The sequence below is a fragment of the Cellulomonas sp. URHB0016 genome (assembly GCF_054057935.1).
Genome location: NZ_JBSRZU010000001.1, coordinates 852,244 through 870,478, shown reverse-complemented (window position 1 = coordinate 870,478; position 18,235 = coordinate 852,244). Strand labels below are relative to the sequence as shown.

17 protein-coding genes are annotated in these 18,235 nt (G+C 73.8%); 8 read left to right on the top strand and 9 right to left on the bottom strand.

The window, feature by feature from the left end; translation table 11 throughout:
- Nucleotides 1-101 precede the first annotated feature (101 nt).
- Nucleotides 102-1,904: a thiamine pyrophosphate-requiring protein gene (locus ACVW07_RS04140; protein WP_456818014.1), complete on the bottom strand. Its 1,803-nt coding sequence runs from the start codon at nt 1,902-1,904 to the stop codon at nt 102-104.
- Between the two features lie 20 nt (nt 1,905-1,924).
- A complete protein-coding gene (locus tag ACVW07_RS04135) occupies nt 1,925-2,053 on the bottom strand; it encodes a hypothetical protein (protein WP_456818013.1) in 129 nt (42 codons plus the stop codon).
- A 204-nt stretch (nt 2,054-2,257) separates the two neighbouring features.
- Here ACVW07_RS04135 and ACVW07_RS04130 point away from each other — a divergent pair, with 204 nt between their 5' ends.
- Nucleotides 2,258-2,899 carry a hypothetical protein gene (locus ACVW07_RS04130; RefSeq protein WP_456818012.1) on the top strand — a complete coding sequence of 214 codons (642 nt, stop codon included), beginning with the start codon at nt 2,258-2,260 and terminating at the stop codon, nt 2,897-2,899.
- 51 nt (nt 2,900-2,950) lie between these two features.
- Here the strand turns inward: ACVW07_RS04130 and ACVW07_RS04125 are convergent, their stop codons facing one another.
- Nucleotides 2,951-3,526 carry a type 1 glutamine amidotransferase domain-containing protein gene (locus tag ACVW07_RS04125; protein ID WP_456818011.1) on the bottom strand — a complete coding sequence of 192 codons (576 nt, stop codon included), beginning with the start codon at nt 3,524-3,526 and terminating at the stop codon, nt 2,951-2,953.
- Nucleotides 3,527-3,859: 333 nt separating this feature from the next.
- Between ACVW07_RS04125 and ACVW07_RS04120 the strand changes: the two genes are divergently transcribed.
- From ACVW07_RS04120 to ACVW07_RS04105, 4 genes are all read left to right on the top strand, one after another.
- Nucleotides 3,860-4,822 carry a hypothetical protein gene (locus ACVW07_RS04120; protein ID WP_456818010.1) on the top strand — a complete coding sequence of 321 codons (963 nt, stop codon included), beginning with the start codon at nt 3,860-3,862 and terminating at the stop codon, nt 4,820-4,822.
- A gap of 93 nt (nt 4,823-4,915) precedes the next feature.
- Nucleotides 4,916-5,740 carry a tryptophan-rich sensory protein gene (locus tag ACVW07_RS04115; protein WP_456818009.1) on the top strand — a complete coding sequence of 275 codons (825 nt, stop codon included), beginning with the start codon at nt 4,916-4,918 and terminating at the stop codon, nt 5,738-5,740.
- Nucleotides 5,733-6,332: a hypothetical protein gene (locus ACVW07_RS04110; RefSeq protein WP_456818008.1), complete on the top strand. Its 600-nt coding sequence runs from the start codon at nt 5,733-5,735 to the stop codon at nt 6,330-6,332. Before ACVW07_RS04115 ends, ACVW07_RS04110 begins: the two co-directional genes overlap by 8 nt.
- Nucleotides 6,329-7,063 (top strand): glycosyltransferase family 2 protein, encoded by a 735-nt coding sequence (locus ACVW07_RS04105; RefSeq protein WP_456818007.1) that lies wholly within the window; start codon nt 6,329-6,331, stop codon nt 7,061-7,063. The genes ACVW07_RS04110 and ACVW07_RS04105 overlap by 4 nt, the downstream gene beginning before the upstream one ends.
- A gap of 38 nt (nt 7,064-7,101) precedes the next feature.
- Here the strand turns inward: ACVW07_RS04105 and ACVW07_RS04100 are convergent, their stop codons facing one another.
- A complete protein-coding gene (locus tag ACVW07_RS04100) occupies nt 7,102-7,488 on the bottom strand; it encodes a hypothetical protein (protein WP_456818006.1) in 387 nt (128 codons plus the stop codon).
- 93 nt (nt 7,489-7,581) lie between these two features.
- On the bottom strand, nt 7,582-8,007 hold the full coding sequence (locus ACVW07_RS04095; RefSeq protein WP_456818005.1) for a VOC family protein: 426 nt from the start codon (nt 8,005-8,007) through the stop codon (nt 7,582-7,584).
- Nucleotides 8,008-8,205: 198 nt separating this feature from the next.
- Here ACVW07_RS04095 and ACVW07_RS04090 point away from each other — a divergent pair, with 198 nt between their 5' ends.
- The gene (locus tag ACVW07_RS04090; protein WP_456818004.1) at nt 8,206-10,881 is read left to right on the top strand and encodes a phosphoenolpyruvate carboxylase; all 2,676 of its coding nucleotides are present in this window, start codon (nt 8,206-8,208) and stop codon (nt 10,879-10,881) included.
- 96 nt (nt 10,882-10,977) lie between these two features.
- Here the strand turns inward: ACVW07_RS04090 and ACVW07_RS04085 are convergent, their stop codons facing one another.
- The 4 genes from ACVW07_RS04085 to ACVW07_RS04070 all read right to left on the bottom strand — a co-directional run bounded on the left by ACVW07_RS04085 (nt 10,978) and on the right by ACVW07_RS04070 (nt 14,743).
- Entirely contained in the window at nt 10,978-11,463 is a 486-nt protein-coding gene (locus ACVW07_RS04085) for an NUDIX domain-containing protein (protein ID WP_456818003.1), read from the bottom strand.
- A gap of 187 nt (nt 11,464-11,650) precedes the next feature.
- Nucleotides 11,651-12,514 carry a ferredoxin reductase gene (locus ACVW07_RS04080; protein ID WP_456818002.1) on the bottom strand — a complete coding sequence of 288 codons (864 nt, stop codon included), beginning with the start codon at nt 12,512-12,514 and terminating at the stop codon, nt 11,651-11,653.
- On the bottom strand, nt 12,502-13,104 hold the full coding sequence (locus ACVW07_RS04075) for a sulfite oxidase-like oxidoreductase (RefSeq protein ID WP_456818001.1): 603 nt from the start codon (nt 13,102-13,104) through the stop codon (nt 12,502-12,504). The genes ACVW07_RS04080 and ACVW07_RS04075 overlap by 13 nt, the downstream gene beginning before the upstream one ends.
- Nucleotides 13,105-13,303: 199 nt before the next feature.
- Nucleotides 13,304-14,743, bottom strand: a complete 1,440-nt coding sequence (locus tag ACVW07_RS04070; RefSeq protein ID WP_456818000.1) for a DEAD/DEAH box helicase — start codon at nt 14,741-14,743, stop codon at nt 13,304-13,306.
- A gap of 190 nt (nt 14,744-14,933) precedes the next feature.
- Between ACVW07_RS04070 and ACVW07_RS04065 the strand changes: the two genes are divergently transcribed.
- Nucleotides 14,934-15,662, top strand: a complete 729-nt coding sequence (locus ACVW07_RS04065) for an ABC transporter ATP-binding protein (RefSeq protein ID WP_456817999.1) — start codon at nt 14,934-14,936, stop codon at nt 15,660-15,662.
- 7 nt (nt 15,663-15,669) lie between these two features.
- Nucleotides 15,670-18,225 carry an ABC transporter permease gene (locus ACVW07_RS04060; RefSeq protein WP_456817998.1) on the top strand — a complete coding sequence of 852 codons (2,556 nt, stop codon included), beginning with the start codon at nt 15,670-15,672 and terminating at the stop codon, nt 18,223-18,225.
- The last annotated feature ends 10 nt before the right edge of the window (nt 18,226-18,235 follow it).

Below are 18,235 nucleotides of genomic sequence, written 5' to 3'. Positions count from 1 at the left end.
GGCGACCGCGCGAGCCCTCCCGCCGAGGCCGTGGCGAACCGCGCCCCGTCCCGCGTGCGAACGTCCCCGCCACGGGCGCGCGGGCGCCCGCCGGCCGTGCATCAGCCGGCGTGGTCGGCCGACAGGCCGGACGGGTCGTCGGCGTCCTCCTCGGCACGCTGGCGGTCGAGCTGGGTGCGGCCGGAGGTCCCGTCGGGCTCCTGGCCGAGCCCCCGGCGCATCTGCTCGATCTTCGTGGCGGGGACGCGCGGGGGAAGCAGGGGGGTGTCCGCGTCCACGACGGCCTCGACCACGCACGGGCGGTCGGCGGCGAACGCCTGACGCCACACGTCGGCCACGTCGGCCGCCCGGTCGACGCGCAGGCCTCGCAGGCCGAGCAGCTCCGCGTAGCCCGCGTACGGGAACCGCGGCACCGTCTGGGACACCGGGAAGCGAGGATCGCCCTCCATCTCGCGCTGCTCCCACGACACCTCGGACAGGTCCCCGTTGTGCAGCACCAGCACGACGAACCGAGGGTCGGGCCAGTCGCGCCACCTCGCGGCGACGGTGATGAGCTCGTTGAGCCCGTTCATCTGCATCGCGCCGTCACCGGCGAGGGCGACGACGGGCCGACCGGGGTGCAGGAGCTTCGCGGCGATGCCGTAGGGCAGGGCCGACCCCATGGAGGCGAGGGTGCTCGACAGGTGCACCGGCACACCTGTCGGCAACCTCAGGAAGCGGGCGTACCAGTACGTGACCGAGCCGACGTCGACCGCGACCTGGGCGTCGTCAGGCACGTGCCCGGAGAGCTCGTGGACCACGAGCTGGGGGTTCAGCGGCTGGGCCGGTGCTGCGACCCGCGCCGCGGTGATGCGGTGCCACGCGGACACGGAGCGCTCCACGTCGTCGCGCCATCGGCCGCGCCTGTGGGGGAGCAGCGGGAGCAGCTCGGACAGGCTCGCCGCGGCGTCGCCCGCGAGCGCGACGTCCACGGGGTACTTGGCACCGAGGTTCCGGGCCGCGACGTCGATCTGGACCGTGCGCACCGTCCCGGGCGGGGGGTAGAACTCGGTCCAGGGGTCGCTGCTCCCCACGATGAGCAGGGTGTCGCACCGGGACAGGAGGTCGGCCGAGGCCGTGGTGCCGAGGTGTCCCATCACGCCGCAGTGAAAGGGCAGCCCTTCGTCGAACACGGGCTTGCCGAGCAGCGACGTCACCAGTCCGGCGCCCAGCCGGTCCACCACGGCGAGGACCTGCTCCGCGGCGCCCGCCGCGCCCCGACCCGCGAGCACCGCGAGGCGCTCGCCGCGGCCGAGCAGGTCGGCGGCCCGCCGCAGGTCGTCCTCGGGCGGGAGGCATCGGCTGCGGGCCGGGGCGGGGGAGGTGACGACGATCCCGTGCGACTGCTCCCGCTCGGGGAGGTCCGCCTTCTGCACGTCGTGCGGGACGATGACGCACGTGGGGCTCGACGTGGCGAGCGCCGTCCGGAACGCGTTGTCGAGGACGGTCGGCAGCTGCTCCGCGGTGACGGCCGTCTGCACGTACTGACCGCACACGTCCTTGAGGAGGACGGGGAGGTCGACCTCCTGCAGGTAGCCGCTGCCCAGCGCGGTGGTGACCACCTGCCCGACGATCGCGACGACCGGTGTGCGGTCGAGCTTGGCGTCGTACAGGCCGTTGAGCAGGTGGATCGCGCCAGGCCCCTGGGTCGCGAGGCACACGCCGACCTGACCGCCGTACTTCGCGTGACCGGTCGCCATGAAGGCGGCCATCTCCTCGTGCCTGGCCGTCACGAGCTCGATGTCGTGGTTCGCGCGGTGCAGTGCCGCGAGCAGCGGGTCGATGCCGTCACCGGCGTACCCGAACACCCGCTCGACACCCCACTCGCACAGCCTGCGGACGATCCCGTCCGCCACGGTGGCCATGGGCGTCCCCGTCCCGGGCCTCAGCCGGCGTCCGCGCGGTCCTCGTCCTCGGACGCGTCCCCCTCGGTGGCCTTCTCGGGGTCGAGCTCGGACTCGTCCGGGCCGGTGCCCGAGTCCTGCGGCGTGCGGTCGTCGTACGTGCGTGCCATGTGTGCTGCTCCCTCGTCGGTGCGCCTGCCGGCGGCGACGACCTCCCCGGCAGACCGAGCGGCTGTGCGTTTCTCGAGGGCGCGTCTACCGGCACGCTACGTCGGGCACCGCGGGACCGCACCTGCCGCGGGCGACGACACAGGCTGGTCGCGGACTCGGCACGCCTGCGCGCGACGGCACGGTCGCCGGACCATACTCGCGCCATGAGCGCCACCGAGGCAGCGTCCGAGCGGCGATGGGAGTGGCGGGAGGTCGTGGTGGTCGGCCTGCTGTCCGTGACGACGATCCTGACGGCCTGGGTCGGCTTCCAGTCGAGCAAGTGGGGTGGCGCAATGTCCATCTCGTTCAGCCAGGCGTCGAGCGCCCGCATCGAGGCCGCCCGGCTCGACGGGGTCGCCAACCGCAAGATCAGCGTGCAGTCGTCCCTGTTCGCCCAGTGGGTCGAGGCCACCGGCTCGCAGGACGTGCTGGTCGCCGACTTCCTGCGGGACCGCTTCCCGGAGCCGCTCGCGACGGCCTTCGACGCCTGGCTCGCCCTGGAGCCGTTGAAGAACCCCAGCGCCCCGCTGACCCCGTTCGACATGCCCGAGTACGCCGTTCCGGAGGTCGCGCTCTCCGATGCCGCCGACGCTCGAGCCGACGCGAGGTTCGCGCAGGCGCTGAGGAACAACCAGCGGGGCGACAACTACACGGTGCTCACCGTCGCGTTCGCGTCGGTGCTGTTCTTCACGGCGATGTCCGAGCGGATGAGGTCCCGGCGCGGCCGGCACGTGCTGCTCGGCCTGGGCGTCGGACTCTTCGCCGTGGCGACGACCCTCCTGCTGACGTTCCCCAAGCTCGTCTGAGCGGGACGGCGGCCCGGTGCGGTGCGGTGGCCGGGCCGCCGGCTCGCCGTCTCAGGCTTCGGCGCCGACCTGGGCGGTGAGTGCCTGCTCGATCGCCGGCAGGAAGTCGTCCAGGTCGTCGGGCGTGCGTGACGTGATCAGCGTGAACTCGCCGCCGTCGTCCACGACGACGGGCTCGTCGCTCCACGTGGCGCCGGCGTTGCGCAGGTCCGTCGCGAGCGACGCGTAGGACGTCAGGGACCGGCCGTCGACGACGCCCGCCTCGGCCAGCGCCCACGGCCCGTGGCAGATGGCGGCCACGGGACGACCCGACGACGTGAAGCCGCGCACGAGGTCGATCACCTCGGGCTTGAGCCTGAGCGTGTCGGCGTTCAGGGTGCCGCCGGGGATCAGGAGGAGGTCGAACTGCGAACCTGCGTCCCCGTACGTCGTGTCCGGCTGGACGGTTCGGCCCGGGTCCTTGTCGCCCACCAGGGTCTGGATCGGGTCGCTCGACTCCGCGGCGACCACCACGGTCGCGCCCCGTTCCCGCAGGCGCTCCACGGGGACGACGAGCTCGTCCTGCTCGACGCCGTAGTTCGTGACGACGGCCAGGACGCGGTGGCCGCTCAGCTCGGTGCTGCTCATGAGAGCTCCCTCTCGGTCGGTGCGGTGGCTGCTGTCACCGCCGCTCCGGCGCGTCGGCTTCACGCCCGTCCTACGGTAGGCCGACGCGTCGAGCACCCGCACGTGGAGCCGGACGAGCACGCCGCGGGCGACCACCCGGCGGCCTCCGACGCCTCCCGTGCGGCGGTAGGCCACCGAGTCAGGCCCGGGCGCCCGCAGCTGCGACCAGGTGAATTTTCTGGTCGTCCGTAGTGCCTGATTCGTCCAGAGGGCACCATCTCTTCGACGGCGGGAGGAGTGGCGCGGCACAGGGGCTGCGCCGCCGGCCACGCCGTCAGCCGGGGGGCACTCAGCATGGGTATGCAGGTTCGAGCACTCACGGCCGCGGTCGGCATGGCGGGGCTGCTGCTGGCAGCCGCCGCGCCGAGCCAGGCACAGCCCGACCGCGGCGAGGTCGTCGACCTCGGTGTCGACGAGTGCGCGCAGGACGTCAACGGTCTCGGGGTCGTCGTCACGGACACGCACGTGTACCGGCAAGGGCGGACGAGCGCCCTTCCGGGCGGTCTGGACTCGGCGACACGCATCAACGACCACGGTCAGATCGCTGGGTCCGACGAGGGCGTCGCCGCCCTGTGGGACGGTCGACGTGTCGTCACGATCGGGGTCGCCGCACCGTCGGACACCTACTCGTACGTCGGCGGCCTCAACGGGCGTGGCGACGTCGCCGGCACGTCGGGCAGCTTCGGGGGGCGGACGCGGGCCTTCGTCTGGAGCCAGGGGACGCTGCGCGTGCTGCCGGACCTCGGTGGTAGCGCGGGTGCGACCGGGATCAACGACGCCGGCCTGGTCACGGGCTTCGTGTGGGAGGGCACCGATCGACAGCGCGCCGCGCTGTGGGAGGCCGACGGCACGCTCGTGCTGCTGGAAGCCCTCGGCGACGGCCACAGCCTGGCGGCGGCCGTCAACGACCGCGGCGAGGCCGTCGGGTACAGCTACACGGCACGCGGCGGAGTCATGCGCGCCGTGCGGTGGGCGCCCGGCGAGGCGGCAGTGCCGGTCGACGGCGACAGCACCGTGCTGGCGCTGGCGCTGGCGTCCGACGTGAACAGCCGTGGCCGGGTGGTGGGCACCGTCGTCCCGTCGGACGGCACCGAGGCGGGCTTCGTCCGTGACCGCGGTGGCGACCTGCGGGTCGTGCCGGCCCTCGTGCCCGGCGACGTGACGGTCCTGAGCGCCGTCAACGAGAGCGGGACGGCCGTCGGGTGCGAGTTCTCCGGCGACGCCTCCCGCGCGATCCTGCTCTACGCGTCGCGGTGACCGTGTCGCTCGGCCGCAGGCGATCGCGTGCCCGGACGCCAGGCGAACCTGCCCCAAGATGCTCAGCGTGCTGAGTGTGGGCATGCTCGGGTGATGGTGACGACGACTGCCTCCGTGGACCGAGAGCCCGTGACGGCCGACCGGGTCCGTCAGGTGAGCGTGCTCGTCGGTGCAGTCGTCGCGATCGCGGGTGCCGCCGTCGGCTCCGGAGCCTTCGGCGGCCAGGCGATCGCGGACGCCGCCGGCGGTGCGCTGTCGGCGGACGCGACCCCGATGGCGCCGGCGGGTCCCGCGTTCGCGATCTGGTCCGTGATCTACCTCGGGCTCGCGGTGGTGGCGGTCGGTCAGGCGCTCCCGGGGCAGGGGAGCAACCCGCGCCAGCGCGCCACGGGGTGGTGGGTCCTGGCGTCCATGCTCCTGAACGCCGTCTGGATCGGCGTGGTGCAGGCAGGCTGGCTGCTCGGCAGCGTGCTGGTCATCCTGGCGCTGCTGGCCGTGCTGTGCGTCGTGTACGTCGCGCTGGTGGCGCGACCGCCGCGGGGTCCGGTCGACGTGGCGCTGGACGTCACGCTCGGGCTGTACCTCGGCTGGGTCAGCGTCGCGGCCCTGGCGAACATCGCCGCGGTCCTCGCCGACGCCGGGGTCGGCGAGCTCGGGCTCGGCGCGACCGGGTGGTCGACGGTCCTGCTGGTCGCGGCAGCAGTCCTCGCCCTCGCGTACGCCGTGCGTGGCCGGCTCCGACCGACGGTGATCGTGCCCGTCGGGATGGCGATGAGCTGGGGACTGGCCTGGATCAGCATCGGACGGGCCGAGGGTCCGCTCCACGACGGGACGGTCGCGGCCGTGGCGGCGTTGGCGTCCGGGGTCGCGCTGGTCGGCTCTGTCGTGGCGGCAGTCGTCGGCCGGCGCCGTGCGTGACGACCGGGTGACGGCGCCGCTCCCGGCTCCTGCGCGCGGACGCGCAGCCCCCGGCGCGGTCCCCGGTGACCTGGTGCGCGCCGTCGCGCTCGGCAGCGTCGTCGTCGCTACCTGGCGCTACGGCCTCGTGGCGGCGGCGCTGTTCCTCCTCGTGCTCGGGGGCACGATGCTGCCGCGGGCGGCCGGTGTCGGGTCGTGGGTCGACACGGCGTACTGCGCCACGCTCGTGCTCGCGGCATGGGCCGCACAGCTGGACTGGTACGTCGCCGTGCCGTGGCTCGACGTCCCGGTGCACGCGGCGGCCACGGCGCTGGTCGCGGTCGTGGTCCTCGACGCGCTCACGCGCACCGGCGTGCTGGACACCCCCGACACCGCGCGCCTGCGCTGGGGGAGTGCGGTCGTCGTCGTCGGCCTGGGGGCCGTGGCGTCGGTGCTGTGGGAGCTCGGGGAGTGGGCCGGTCACACGTTCCTCGACAGCCGGATCCAGGTCGGCTACGAGGACACCGTCGGCGACCTGGCGGCGGGACTCGTCGGCAGCGTGGTCGCAGCCCTGCTCGTCCGACGGGCGCCGCGGTCGGGAGGTCGTCAGTGAGCACGCTGCCTGCCGTCTCGGTCGTCATCCCCGCGCGCGACGACGCCGGACAGCTCACCGCCTGCCTCGCGCGGCTCGCGGTCCAGACGGTGGCGCCGATGGAGGTGGTCGTCGTCGACAACGGGTCGACCGACACCACAGCAGCCGTCGCCGCGAGCTGGGGTGCCCGGGTCGTCGTCGAGCCGCGCCCCGGCATCCCCGCTGCAGCGGCGACCGGATACGACTGCGCACGAGGCGACGTGATCGCGCGGCTCGACGCCGACTCGCGCCCCGGACCGCAGTGGGTGGAACGGGTCGCCCGGGCCATGGCCGAGGATCCGGCCCTGGACGCCGTGACCGGCTCCGGGGTGTTCGTCGACCTGCGCCCCGCCGTGCTGCGGGGAGCCGCGTCGCGGACCTATCTGGGCGCGTACTACGTGCTCGGGCACCTCGCGCTCGGCCACACCGCGTTGTGGGGGTCCTCGATGGCGGTCCGCCGCCGCTCGTGGCGCGCTGCCCGCACGCTCGTCAGCCTGGACCCGGAGATCCACGACGACCTCGACCTCGCGTTCGCGCTGGGCCCGTCCGCCCGCATCCGGCACGACGCCGACCTGCGGGTGGGGGTCTCCGCACGGTCGCTGCGCGGTCGTGCACAGCGCCGCCGGCGGCTCGACCGGGCATGGCGGACCCTCCGGCGCAACTGGGGCCGCATGCCGCCGTGGCGACGCTGGCAGGCGCACCTGACCAGGTGAGCCTGCCGGCGTCGCCGAGCCCGGTCGCGAGCTCCGGCTCAGGAACGCGGTCGAGGACTGCCGTCCTCGACGGTCACGTCCGGGTCGATCCGGTCGGCGGCGCTCAGCCGTCCGTCGAGGTCGGACCTGGCGCCGCTGACCTCCCGGGCGTGCGCGCGGGCCTCGTTCTGCAGTGCCGCCGCGTCCGCGGCACGGGCATCGGCCTCGGCCTGCGCCAGCCTGGCCTGTGCGTCCAGCCGAGATGCCTCGGCCTCCCTGCGCTGCAGCTCGACCTGCTCCGCGGCGGCCTGCTCACGGATCTCCTGCGCCTTCGCGCGCTGCGCGTCCGCCCTCCTGCGCCCGCGGCCGGTCAGCAGCACCACTGCTGCGACGACGGCCAGGACGAGCACGACGGCGACGATGATCCAGACGGTCTGCGTGTCCATGCTGGAGCCTCCTTCGATGGGTCTGCTCCCTGGCATTGGACTGCCGTCCGTGTCGGCCTGCAACCGGACCGCGACCGTCGCGCCGACCAGCGGTCAGGGCGCTGGCGGCTGCCCCCCGGCGACGTTGACCAGCCAGGCGACCCCGAAGCGGTCGGTGAGCATGCCGAACGTGTCGCCCCACGGCGCCCTCTCGAGCGGGACGGTCACCGTTCCACCGTCGACCAGCTTGTCCCAGTACCCCCGCAGCTCGGTCTCGTCGTCGCCCGAGAGCGACACGGAGTAGTTGTCGCCCGGGTTGTAGGGCATCTGGCTCGGTGTGTCCGCGCCCATGAGGACGAGGTCGGTGGGGCTGACGAGCTGGCCGTGCATGATCTTGTCGGCCTCCGCAGGGTCGTCGCTCGCGTGCAGGTCCCCGAAGGTGCTGAGCGTGAGCTCACCGCCGAGCACGCTCTGGTAGAACTCCATGGCCTGCCTGGCGTTGTCGCGGAACCCGAGGTACGGGTTCAGACGTGTGGTCACGGTCGCGCCTCCATGCTCGACGTGTGGGACCTCCATCCTCGCGGTGCCCGAGCGACGTGGCCAGAGCATGGGTGACGAGGCGCCGCGGGCGCGGGAGAGGGCCTGAGGGTGCCGCGGGCGGGCACCGAGACGTCCGTCACGGTGCCCATCGCCTGGACCGTGCGACGTCCGGAAACGAACGTGCCCTATTTTGGCCCCGTGACCGCACCGCTCCCCCCGCGTGACGTCCGTCGTGGCCTCGCCCACCACGAGGTCCCCGACCCCCTCCGCAACGACGTCCGAGTGCTCGGCGAGTTCCTCGGGCGCGTGCTGCGCGAAGCCGGTGGCGACGACCTGCTGGCCGACGTCGAGCGTCTGCGCGAGCTGGCCATCGCCGCCCACGACGAGCCCGACAGCGACGCGCTCGAGCGGGCCGAGCACCTCGTCGCGACGTTCTCGCTGGCCCGCGCCGAACAGGTGGCACGCGCGTTCACGTGCTATTTCCACCTCGCCAACACGGCCGAGGAATACCACCGCGTGCGAGTGCTCCGGGAGCGCGAGGCCAGCCTCGAGCCGCACCACCTGGCTCCGGACGACTCCCTGCCCGCCGCGGTGGCGCAGGCCACGGCCGAGCTGGGTCGCGAGGAGACCCTGCGCCGGCTGCAGGCGCTCGAGTTCCGCCCGGTGTTCACCGCCCATCCCACGGAGGCGCGCCGCCGTGCCGTGTCGTCCGCCATCCGGCGGATCGCCGAGCTCGTCGCGGAGCGGGACGTCCGCAGCATCGGCGGGATGTCGCTCGTGGAGAACGACCGGCGGCTGCTGGCCGAGATCGACACGCTGTGGCGGACGGCGCCCCTGCGACAGGCCAAGCCGACGGTGCTCGACGAGGTGCGCACGGTCCTCAACGTCTTCGACTCGACCCTGGCCGAGGTCTTTCCGGAGGTCTACCGACGCCTCGACGACTGGCTGCTCGGGGATGCCGCAGGTACCACTCCGCCGGCCGTGCGCCCGTTCGCCCGGGTCGGCTCGTGGATCGGCGGGGACCGTGACGGCAACCCGAACGTCACCGCGGAGGTGACGCGGGAGGCGGCGGAGCTCGCTTCCGAGCGGGCCCTCCGCTCGCTCGAGCTCGCCACCCGTCGCACCGCCGACACCCTCACCCTCGACGCGGAGGGCACGGCTCCGTCGGCCGAGCTGCTCTCCCTCTGGCAGCGCCAGCGGATCATGTCCGAGGCCGTGACCGCGCGGATCGCGGGCGAGGCCCCCGGAGAGCCGCACCGCCGGGTGCTGCTCGTCGTCGCCGAGCGCGTCGCCGCGACGCGCGAGCGGCACTCCGACCTCGCCTACCCGTCCGCGCAGGACCTGGAGTCGGACCTGCTCGTGGTGCAGCGCTCGCTCGCGGCGGCCGGGGCCACCCGGCCCGCCTATGGCGACCTGCAGCGACTGATCTGGCAGGTCACCACGTTCGGGTTCCACCTCGCCGAGCTCGAGGTGCGCCAGCACTCGCAGGTGCATGCGGCCGCCCTGGCCGATCTCGAGGCGCACGGTGTCGAGGGCGCGCGCGAGCAGCGCACCGTCGAGGTCCTCGACACGTTCCGCGCGATCGGCAACGTGCAACGACGGTTCGGCGTCGCAGCCGCGCGCCGGTACATCGTGTCGTTCACCCAGTCCGCCGAGCACCTGGCGGCGGTCTACCGGCTCGGGGAGCTCGCGTTCGAGGGGACCGACGAGCTCCCTGTCATCGATGCGATCCCCCTGTTCGAGACCTTCGCGGACCTCGAGGCGAGCGTCGACATCCTCGAGGGTGCGCTGGCCATCCCGCAGGTGCAGCGACGTCTCGCCGAGAACGGTCGTCGCGTCGAGGTCATGCTCGGATACTCGGACTCGTCGAAGGACGTCGGCCCGGTGTCCGCGACGCTCGCGCTCGACTCCGCGCAGCGCCGGATCACGGAGTGGGCGGACCGGCACGGCATCGCGCTGACCCTGTTCCACGGCCGGGGTGGCGCCCTCGGTCGCGGCGGCGGCCCCGCCAACCGCGCCGTGCTCGCGCAGCCGCCCGGGTCGGTGGACGGCCGTTTCAAGCTCACCGAGCAGGGTGAGGTCATCTTCGCCCGCTATGGCGACCCCGTCATCGCCGCCCGCCACATCGAGCAGGTCGTCGCTGCGACGCTGCTCGCGGGCACGCCGTCGATCGAGAAGCGCAACGCGGCGGCGACGGAGCGGTTCGCGGAGCTCGCAAGCCGGCTCGACGAGCTCTCCCGGAACCGGTTCCACGCGCTGGTGCGTGCCGACGGCTTCCCGCAGTGGTTCGCCGAGGTCACGCCGCTCGAGGAGGTCGGCCTGCTGCCGATCGGGTCCCGGCCGGCGCGACGGGGCCTGTCGGTCTCCTCGCTCGACGACCTGCGCGCGATCCCGTGGGTGTTCTCCTGGTCGCAGGCGCGCATCAACCTGGCCGGATGGTACGGCCTGGGCACGGCGCTCGACGCCGTCGGCGACCTCGACGAGCTGCGCGCCGCGTACGCGCAGTGGCCGCTGTTCACGACGATGATCGACAACGTCGAGATGTCGCTCGCCAAGACGGACGAGCGCATCGCAGCGCGCTACCTGGCGCTCGGCGACCGGCCCGACCTTGCCGAGCAGGTGATGTCCGAGATGACGCTCACCCGCCGGTCGGTGCTCGCCATCACGGACAGTGAGGCGATCCTGTCGCGCCGGCGGATCCTGGGCCGCGCCGTCCAGCTCCGCTCGCCGTACGTGGACGCGCTGTCACTGCTGCAGCTCCGCGCGCTGCGCGGCCTGCGCACGGGGGATGCCGTCGAGCAGGCGGACGACCTGCGTCGCCTGCTGCTGCTCACCGTGAACGGGGTCGCGGCCGGCGTCCAGAACACCGGCTGACGGTCTGCTCGCACCGACCGCCGGCGCACCGCCTCCGACCTCGGGGCGGTGCGCCGGCGGTCGTACCGCGCGCAGGCCCACCCGGACCGAGGCCGGTCAGGACGGCAAGGACAGGACGGCCGGCAGCGTGCGGCCTGCCGCGAGCGCGTCGAGGACGAGGCGCTCGTGCGGCACGACGGGATCGGGCAGGCCGTCGAGCGGGAACCACCGCATGTCCGCTGCCTTCGCCTGCTCGGCGATCACCGGGTCGCCCGTCCAGCGCCGGGCCTCGAAGAACACGTCCATCCGCTGCTCGACCGCGGGACCGTGGCGCTCGAAGCGGTGCAGCACGGTGAGCGGCCGCAGGTCGTCGACCGCCACGGCGATCCCCGCCTCCTCGGCCGCCTCCCGGACCGCCGCCTCGTGCACGGACTCCGCGGGCTCGACGTGCCCGGCGAGAGTGGCCCAGTGGCCGTCCCGGTACCCGGTGCCCTGCCGGAGGTGCAGCAGCACCGCGTCGTCGCGCCGCAGCACCACGTAGGACGCGGCGACGAGAAGGGTGCGGTGGGAGAGGTGGTCGTCGGGGGAGTAGCTCGCGGGCATGCGGCGGAGTCTCGCACACGAGCCGAGCACGCCTCGGGCGGGACCAACCATGGCGGCGCCGGGCGGTTCCCGCTAGAGGCTCTGTTCCGGGGGCCGGACGAGGTGCGACGCGTCGTCGTGTGGCTCGGGCCCGGTCCGTTCGCGGCGCGCGGGCTCCCGGAGGTCCTGTCGAACGGTGCGTCGGGCGTCACGGCCCCGTCGGCCCGAACCGCTCCGTCCTCATGCGCTCCGCGTCGTGGCCCAGGTCGACGAGCAGGTCGGCGACGGTCTCGACGAACGGCGTCGGCCCGCAGACGAACACGTGGGCTCGCGCGTCGGGCGGGAAGCACGCCGCCTCCAGCCGGGCACGGTCGACCCTTCCGACCCGCCCGGTCCACCCGTCGGGCGCGCGCCTGGTCCACACCTGCGTGACGCCCACCCCAGGGCCGGCCGCAGCGAGCTCGTCCGCGTAGAGGGCGTCGACGGGGGTGCGGGCCGAGACGAGCAGCCGGAAGGGGGCGACGCTGCGGGCGCGTGTGCGAGTACGGACCATCGACATCAACGGCACCAGGCCGGAGCCGCCGGCGACGAGCTGGACAGGATGCGGGTCGGTCGGGTGCCACACGAACCAGTGGCCCACCGGACCGCGGAGCTCGATCCGGTCGCCGACCACGAGGTCCTCGGTGAGGTAGGGCGACACCTCGCCGTCGTCGACGACCTGCACGGTCAGCTCGATGCGCTCGTCAGCGGGCATCCCTGTGGGCAGGCTCATCGTGCCGGACGACGCCAGCGAGTAGGAGCGCTGCGTCGAGTACCCGTCCTCGGCGGTCAACCGGACGTCCACGTGCTGCCCGGCGAGGGCGCCGCGCCACCCTGGCACGTCGAGCACGAGCGTCAGGGCGGTCGGGGTCTCCCGGCGGCGCTCGACGACGGTACCGACCCGCCAGGGCAGCACGTAGGGGGTGACATCGATGAGGTCGGCGGCGTCGTCGTCCACGGACAGCGAGCCGTCGAGCCGGAGCGGCGGGGTGCCGTCGGGTGCGCTCGGGGCGTCTCCGGTCAGTCGCCCCAATAGCGCTGCTCCTTCCACGGGTCCCCGTACCGGTGGTAGCCGAGCCTCTCCCAGAAACCCTGCTCGTCCTCCGCGAGGAGGTCGATGCGGCGCACCCACTTCGCGGACTTCCAGAAGTACAGGTGGGGGATCAACAGCCGGGCGGGACCGCCGTGCTCCGGGGCCAGCGGCGCACCGTCGTACCGGTAGGCGATCCAGGCCTGGCCGCCGCGCAGGTCGGCGAGCGGCACGTTGGTGGTGTAGCCGCCGTCGCAGTGCGCGAGCGCGTACTGCTCGTCGTCGCCGATCTCGACCGCGTCGAGCAGGCGGTCCACCGACACCCCGCGCCACGACGTGTCGAGCTTGGTCCACTTGGTCACGCAGTGGATGTCCCTGACGACGTCGTCCGCGGGCAGCGCGGCCAGCTGGGCCCACGTCCACGTCGCTCGCACGCCGTCGCGGCCGCCGACCGAGAACGTCCACGTCGACAGGTCGGCGCGTGGCGTGGGCCCGGCCGAGAGCACGGGGAACCCGCGTTCGAGGTACTGCCCCGGTGGGATCCGGGGATCCGTCTCGCGCTTGCCGCGGAACCCGCGCGAGATCAGTGCCATCGGACGGTCACCTGGAGGTCGCCGTGCAGGTCAGGGCAATGAGTGACATGGTCGCTCCCGGGCGGGTCGCTGTTGCGTCACATCATGCGGCCCTCATGGCCGTTGCGCCAGGTGCGGTTCGCAGGCCGCGTGGTCCCCGGACGGCACGAGGGGACCGCAGCGGTGTGCTGCGGTCCCCTCGTGCGACAGGCGGGTGCGGTCAGCCGCGCGGCCCCTGGGCACCGCCGCCGGCACCACGGCCGCGGCCACGACCGCCCCGACGGCTGCGACCCTGGCCGCCGTCGGTGCCGCCCGCAGCCGGCGCGGACGCCGTGCGGAACTGCTGGCCCGGCGCCCGGCCCTGGGAGCTCCGGCTGCTCGACGAGGTCGACGCGGACGAGCCCTGACGGGGGCCGCCGCCGGTGCGACCACGGCCGCCGCCGCCGGAGGACCGGCCGGCGGGCGCGGACACCGCGACAGCCACGTAGGGCACGTGCGCCGCGACGTCGGGGACGAGGCGCTTGAGCACCGCGTCGCCCGGGGCGACGGACTGCGGCTGCGCCGTGATCTTCGCGGCACGCGTGAGTGCGCGGACGTCGCCGCGCTGCTCGGGCAGGACGAGCGTGACCACGTCGCCGCCGGAGCCGGCGCGAGCCGTGCGGCCGGAGCGGTGCAGGTACGCCTTGTGCTCGGCGGGCGGGTCGACGTGCACCACGAGCTCGACGTCGTCCACGTGGATCCCGCGGGCGGCGATGTCGGTCGCGACGAGCACCTTCACGGCGCCCGACGAGAACGCCTCGAGGTTGCGCTCGCGTGCGCCCTGGCCGAGGTTGCCGTGCAGGTCGACGGCGGGGATGCCGTCGACCGTGAGCTGCTTCGCGAGCTTCTTGGCCTGGTGCTTGGTCCGCATGAACAGCACGCGGCGGCCCGTGCCCGAGGCGAGGTGGTGGATGACGGCCTTCTTGGCCTCCGCGTCGCGCACCTCGAACAGGTGGTGGGTCATCGCGGCGACCGGCGACTGGGCGCTGTCGACGGAGTGCTCCACGGGGGAGGTCAGGTACCGCTTGACGATCTGGTCCACGCCGTTGTCGAGAGTCGCCGAGAAGAGCATCCGCTGCCCGACCCGGGGGGTCTTGTCCATGATCCGCTTGACGCCGGGCAGGAAGCCGAGGTCGGCCATGTGGTCGGCCTCGTCGAGGATGGTGATCTCGATGCCGTCGAGCGTGAGCGCCCTCTGGTTGAGCAGGTCCTCGAGGCGGCCCGGGCAGGCGATGACGATGTCGATGCCGCCGTTGAGCGCGGACGTCTGCTTGCCCTGCGAGACGCCGCCGAAGATGACGGTCGTGTTCAGGCCCATGGCCTTGGCGAGCGGGGCCACCGTGGCGTCGATCTGCGAGGCGAGCTCGCGCGTCGGGGCCAGGATGAGGGCACGGGGACGGCGGGCGACCTTGCCGCGGCCGGCGGCCGCGAGGCGGGCGACGAGCGGCAGGGCGAACGCGATGGTCTTGCCGGAGCCGGTCCGGCCGCGGCCGAGCACGTCGGTGCCGGCCAGCGAGTCGGGCAGCGTCGCGGTCTGGATGGGGAACGGTGCGGTGATGCCCTGGTCCGCGAGGACGGTGACGAGGGCAGAAGGCACGCCGAGGTCGGCGAATGAAGTCACAGATGAAGCCTCTCGGGGAGAGTCGATCGGGGTCCGCCGCCAGAGCAACCAGAGCGAGTGCTGGGGGATCTCCACGACGCGGGGCGCGCGGTTCGCGCTGCCCTCAGGTGGTCCCAGTCTCTCACACTCGGCGCGAGCGCCCCGCAAGAGGGACGATCGTCACAGTGAGGCTGACACCGCTGGGGGCCGGATGAGTGACGTGATCGCGTCGGCGAACGACCTCGTAAAGGTCTACGGGCAGGGCCAGACCGCGGTGCGCGCGCTCGACGGGATCGACGTCGACCTGGTCCGCGGCGAGCTCACGGCCGTGATGGGGCCGTCGGGCTCCGGCAAGTCGACGCTCATGCACTGCCTGGCGGGGCTCGACCGGCCGACCTCCGGCTCGGTGGTCGTCGACGGCGCCGAGGTCAGCCGGTGGTCGGAACGGCGGCTCACCCACCTGCGGCGTACGAAGGTGGGCTTCGTGTTCCAGTCGTACAACCTGGTGCCGACCCTGACCGCGCTCGAGAACATCACGCTCCCGCTCGACATCGCACGGCGCCCTGTCGACCGCGAGCACCTCGACCTGGTGGTCCGCACGCTCGGACTGGGCGACCGGCTGCATCACAAGCCGAGCGAGCTCTCCGGTGGCCAGCAGCAACGGGTCGCCTGTGCCCGGGCCCTGGTCGGCAGGCCCGCCGTGGTGTTCGCGGACGAGCCGACGGGCAACCTCGACTCGACCTCGTCCGCGGAGGTCCTCGGGTTCCTGCGCCGCAGCGTCGACGAGCTCGGCCAGTCCGTCGTGATGGTGACCCACGACCCCACGTCGGCCGGGTACGCCCACCGGGTCCTGTTCCTGGCGGACGGGCGGCTGGTGGGCGAGCTGCGCGACCCGACGCCCGCCGCGGTCCTCGAGCAGCTCGGGGCGGGCGGTCGGTGAACCGCCCATGAACCGCGTCGCGGTGCGGGCCATCCGGGCGCATCTCGTCCGGTTCTGCCTGTCGGTCCTGGCGGTGGCGCTCGGGGTCGCGTTCGTGGCCGGCACGTTCGCGCTGCGCACGATGCTCGGGTCCACGTTCAGCGACATCATCGCGACGACCACCCTCGGCGACGCCTATGTACGGGGCGCCGACGAGGCAGGAGGTGCTGCCGGTCCGGCCGCGGGCTCGCACAACCGTGTCCCGCTGACCCTCGTCGACCCGGTCGAGCAGGTGGCCGGGGTCGCCGCCGCCCTGCCCGACCTGCAGGGGCCCGTGGTGCTCGTGGGGGCGGACGGCACGGCCGTGCAGAGCACGCAGGCGCCGAGCTTCGCGTTCGGGTACGACCCCCGCGACCGGGCGGTCCGCCTCGTCGCCGGCGACGCCCCCCAGGGCCCGGACGAGGTCGTCGTCGAGGCCGGCACGCTCGACGCGTCCGGCCTCGCCCTCGGCGACGCCACCACGCTCGTCATCGGGGGCGAGCTCCGGCCCGTCCGGGTGGTCGGCGAGGCGGAGCTCGGTGCGGCGCTCGCGGGCGCGACGGTCGTCTTCGTCGACCGGGCGACCGCGGAGGCCGCGTTCGCGCCCGACGGCACCGCGACGTCGATCGCCGTGAACGCCCGGCCCGGCGTCAGCGAGGACGAGCTCGCCGACCGGCTGGCGCCCGTGCTGCGGGCGCACGCCGTGCCGGGTGCGCCCGCTGTGGCGATCACCGGCGACGAGATGCGTGCGGAGGCGATCGAGAGCATCGAGGAGGTGCTGGGGTTCGTCACCACGTTCCTGCTGGTGTTCGCCGGGGTGTCCCTGTTCGTGGGCGCGTTCATCATTGCCAACACCTTCGCGATGTGGGTGCGACAGCGCACGCGTGAGCTCGCGCTGCTGCGCGCCGTCGGAGCGTCGCCGTCGCAGGTCTTCGCGTCGATCGTGCTGCAGGCGTCCCTGGTCGGGGTGGTCGGCGCGATCCTCGGCGTGGCCGGGGGGCTCGGCCTGGTGGTGCTGCTCCGTCGGGTGCTCGCCTCGTTCGGCATGGACCTCGCCGGGCGGGTGCCGATGGACGCCTTCACCGTCGTCGTCTCGGTGCTGCTGGGCACCCTGGTGAGCGTGGCGGCGGCTGTCGTGCCTGCGCGACGGGCGGCGCTCGTGCCGCCGGTGGACGCCCTGCGTGACGAGGTCACGCTGCCCGAGCGGTCGCTGGTACGCCGGGCGCTCGTCGGCGCGGCGTTGCTCGTGGTGGGTGCCGCGGCCGTGTCCGGCGCCCTGGTCCGACCCGAGCGGGACGGTGCGGACCGCCTGCTCGGCCTCGGGGCGTGCGCGGTCGTCGTCGGTGTGCTCGGCGTGGCACCGGTCGTCGCACGGACCGTCCTGACGGCGGTCGGCGCGCCGCTGCTGGTGTTCCGGCCGGTCGGACGGCTGGCGCGCGGCAACGTGGTCCGCAACCCGCGACGGACGGCCAACACCGCGGGTGCGCTGATGATCGGCATGGCGCTCGTCGGCGCGTCGGCGGTCATCGCGGCGACCGCCCAGGCCTCGACGCGCGCGATCGTCACCCAGGAGGCCAGCACCGACTTCATCCTGCGCGTGGCGCCCGCCGGCACCGTCCCGGCGCAGGCGGTCGCCGACGTCCGTGCGCTGCCCGACGTGCGGGCCGCCGACACGTTCGCGACGGCCGCCGTCCGGGTGGCGCAGGGCGGCGACGACTCGTTCACCGTGACCGCCGTGGACCCCGAGGCGATCGGGCGCAGCGTCCGGACCACCGAGGTGCAGGGGTCCTTCCACGACGCCCTCGCGGGTGGTGCCGTCGCCGTCCAGCGGACCACGGCGCGCGACGAGGGGTGGAAGGTCGGCGACGAGCTGACGCTCACGGGCACGGGGGAGCCGCTGTGGGTCCGGATCGGCGCAGTCATCGACTCGCCCGCTTTCGGGGTGCCGCTCGTCGCGCCGCAGGCGGTCCTCGACGAGCTCGTGCCTGCAGACCAGCAGCAGGTCACGACCGCCTTCGTCACGGCGGTCCCGGGCGCCGACCTCGAGGTGCTGCGCACGCACCTCACCGAGACCGTGCGCCCTTACGTGGTGGTCACCGTGATGGACCCCGAGCAGTTCGTCTCCGACCTTGCCGAGCAGGTGGACCAGGTGCTCGTGATCCTGTACGCGCTGCTGGGGCTGTCCGTGGTGATCGCGGTGCTCGGCATCGTGAACACGCTGGCGCTGTCGGTCATCGAGCGGACGCGCGAGATCGGCCTGCTGCGGGCCGTCGGGCTGGGCCGTGTCCAGCTCGGCTCGACCATCACCGTCGAGTCCGTCCTCACGGCGGTGTTCGGCACCGCTGTGGGACTCGTGGTCGGGGTCGCCCTCGCGTCGACGCTGCCCACGGTGTTCGCGGACCGCGGTCTTCGGACGCTGGCCGTGCCGTGGGGGAGCCTGCTGGTCATGCTCGCGCTCGCGGTCGCCGTCGGGGTGCTCGCCGCGGTCTGGCCGGCGGTCCGTGCGGCGCGCCTGCCGGTGCTGGAGGCGGTGAGCGCGGAATGAGCGACCCGTC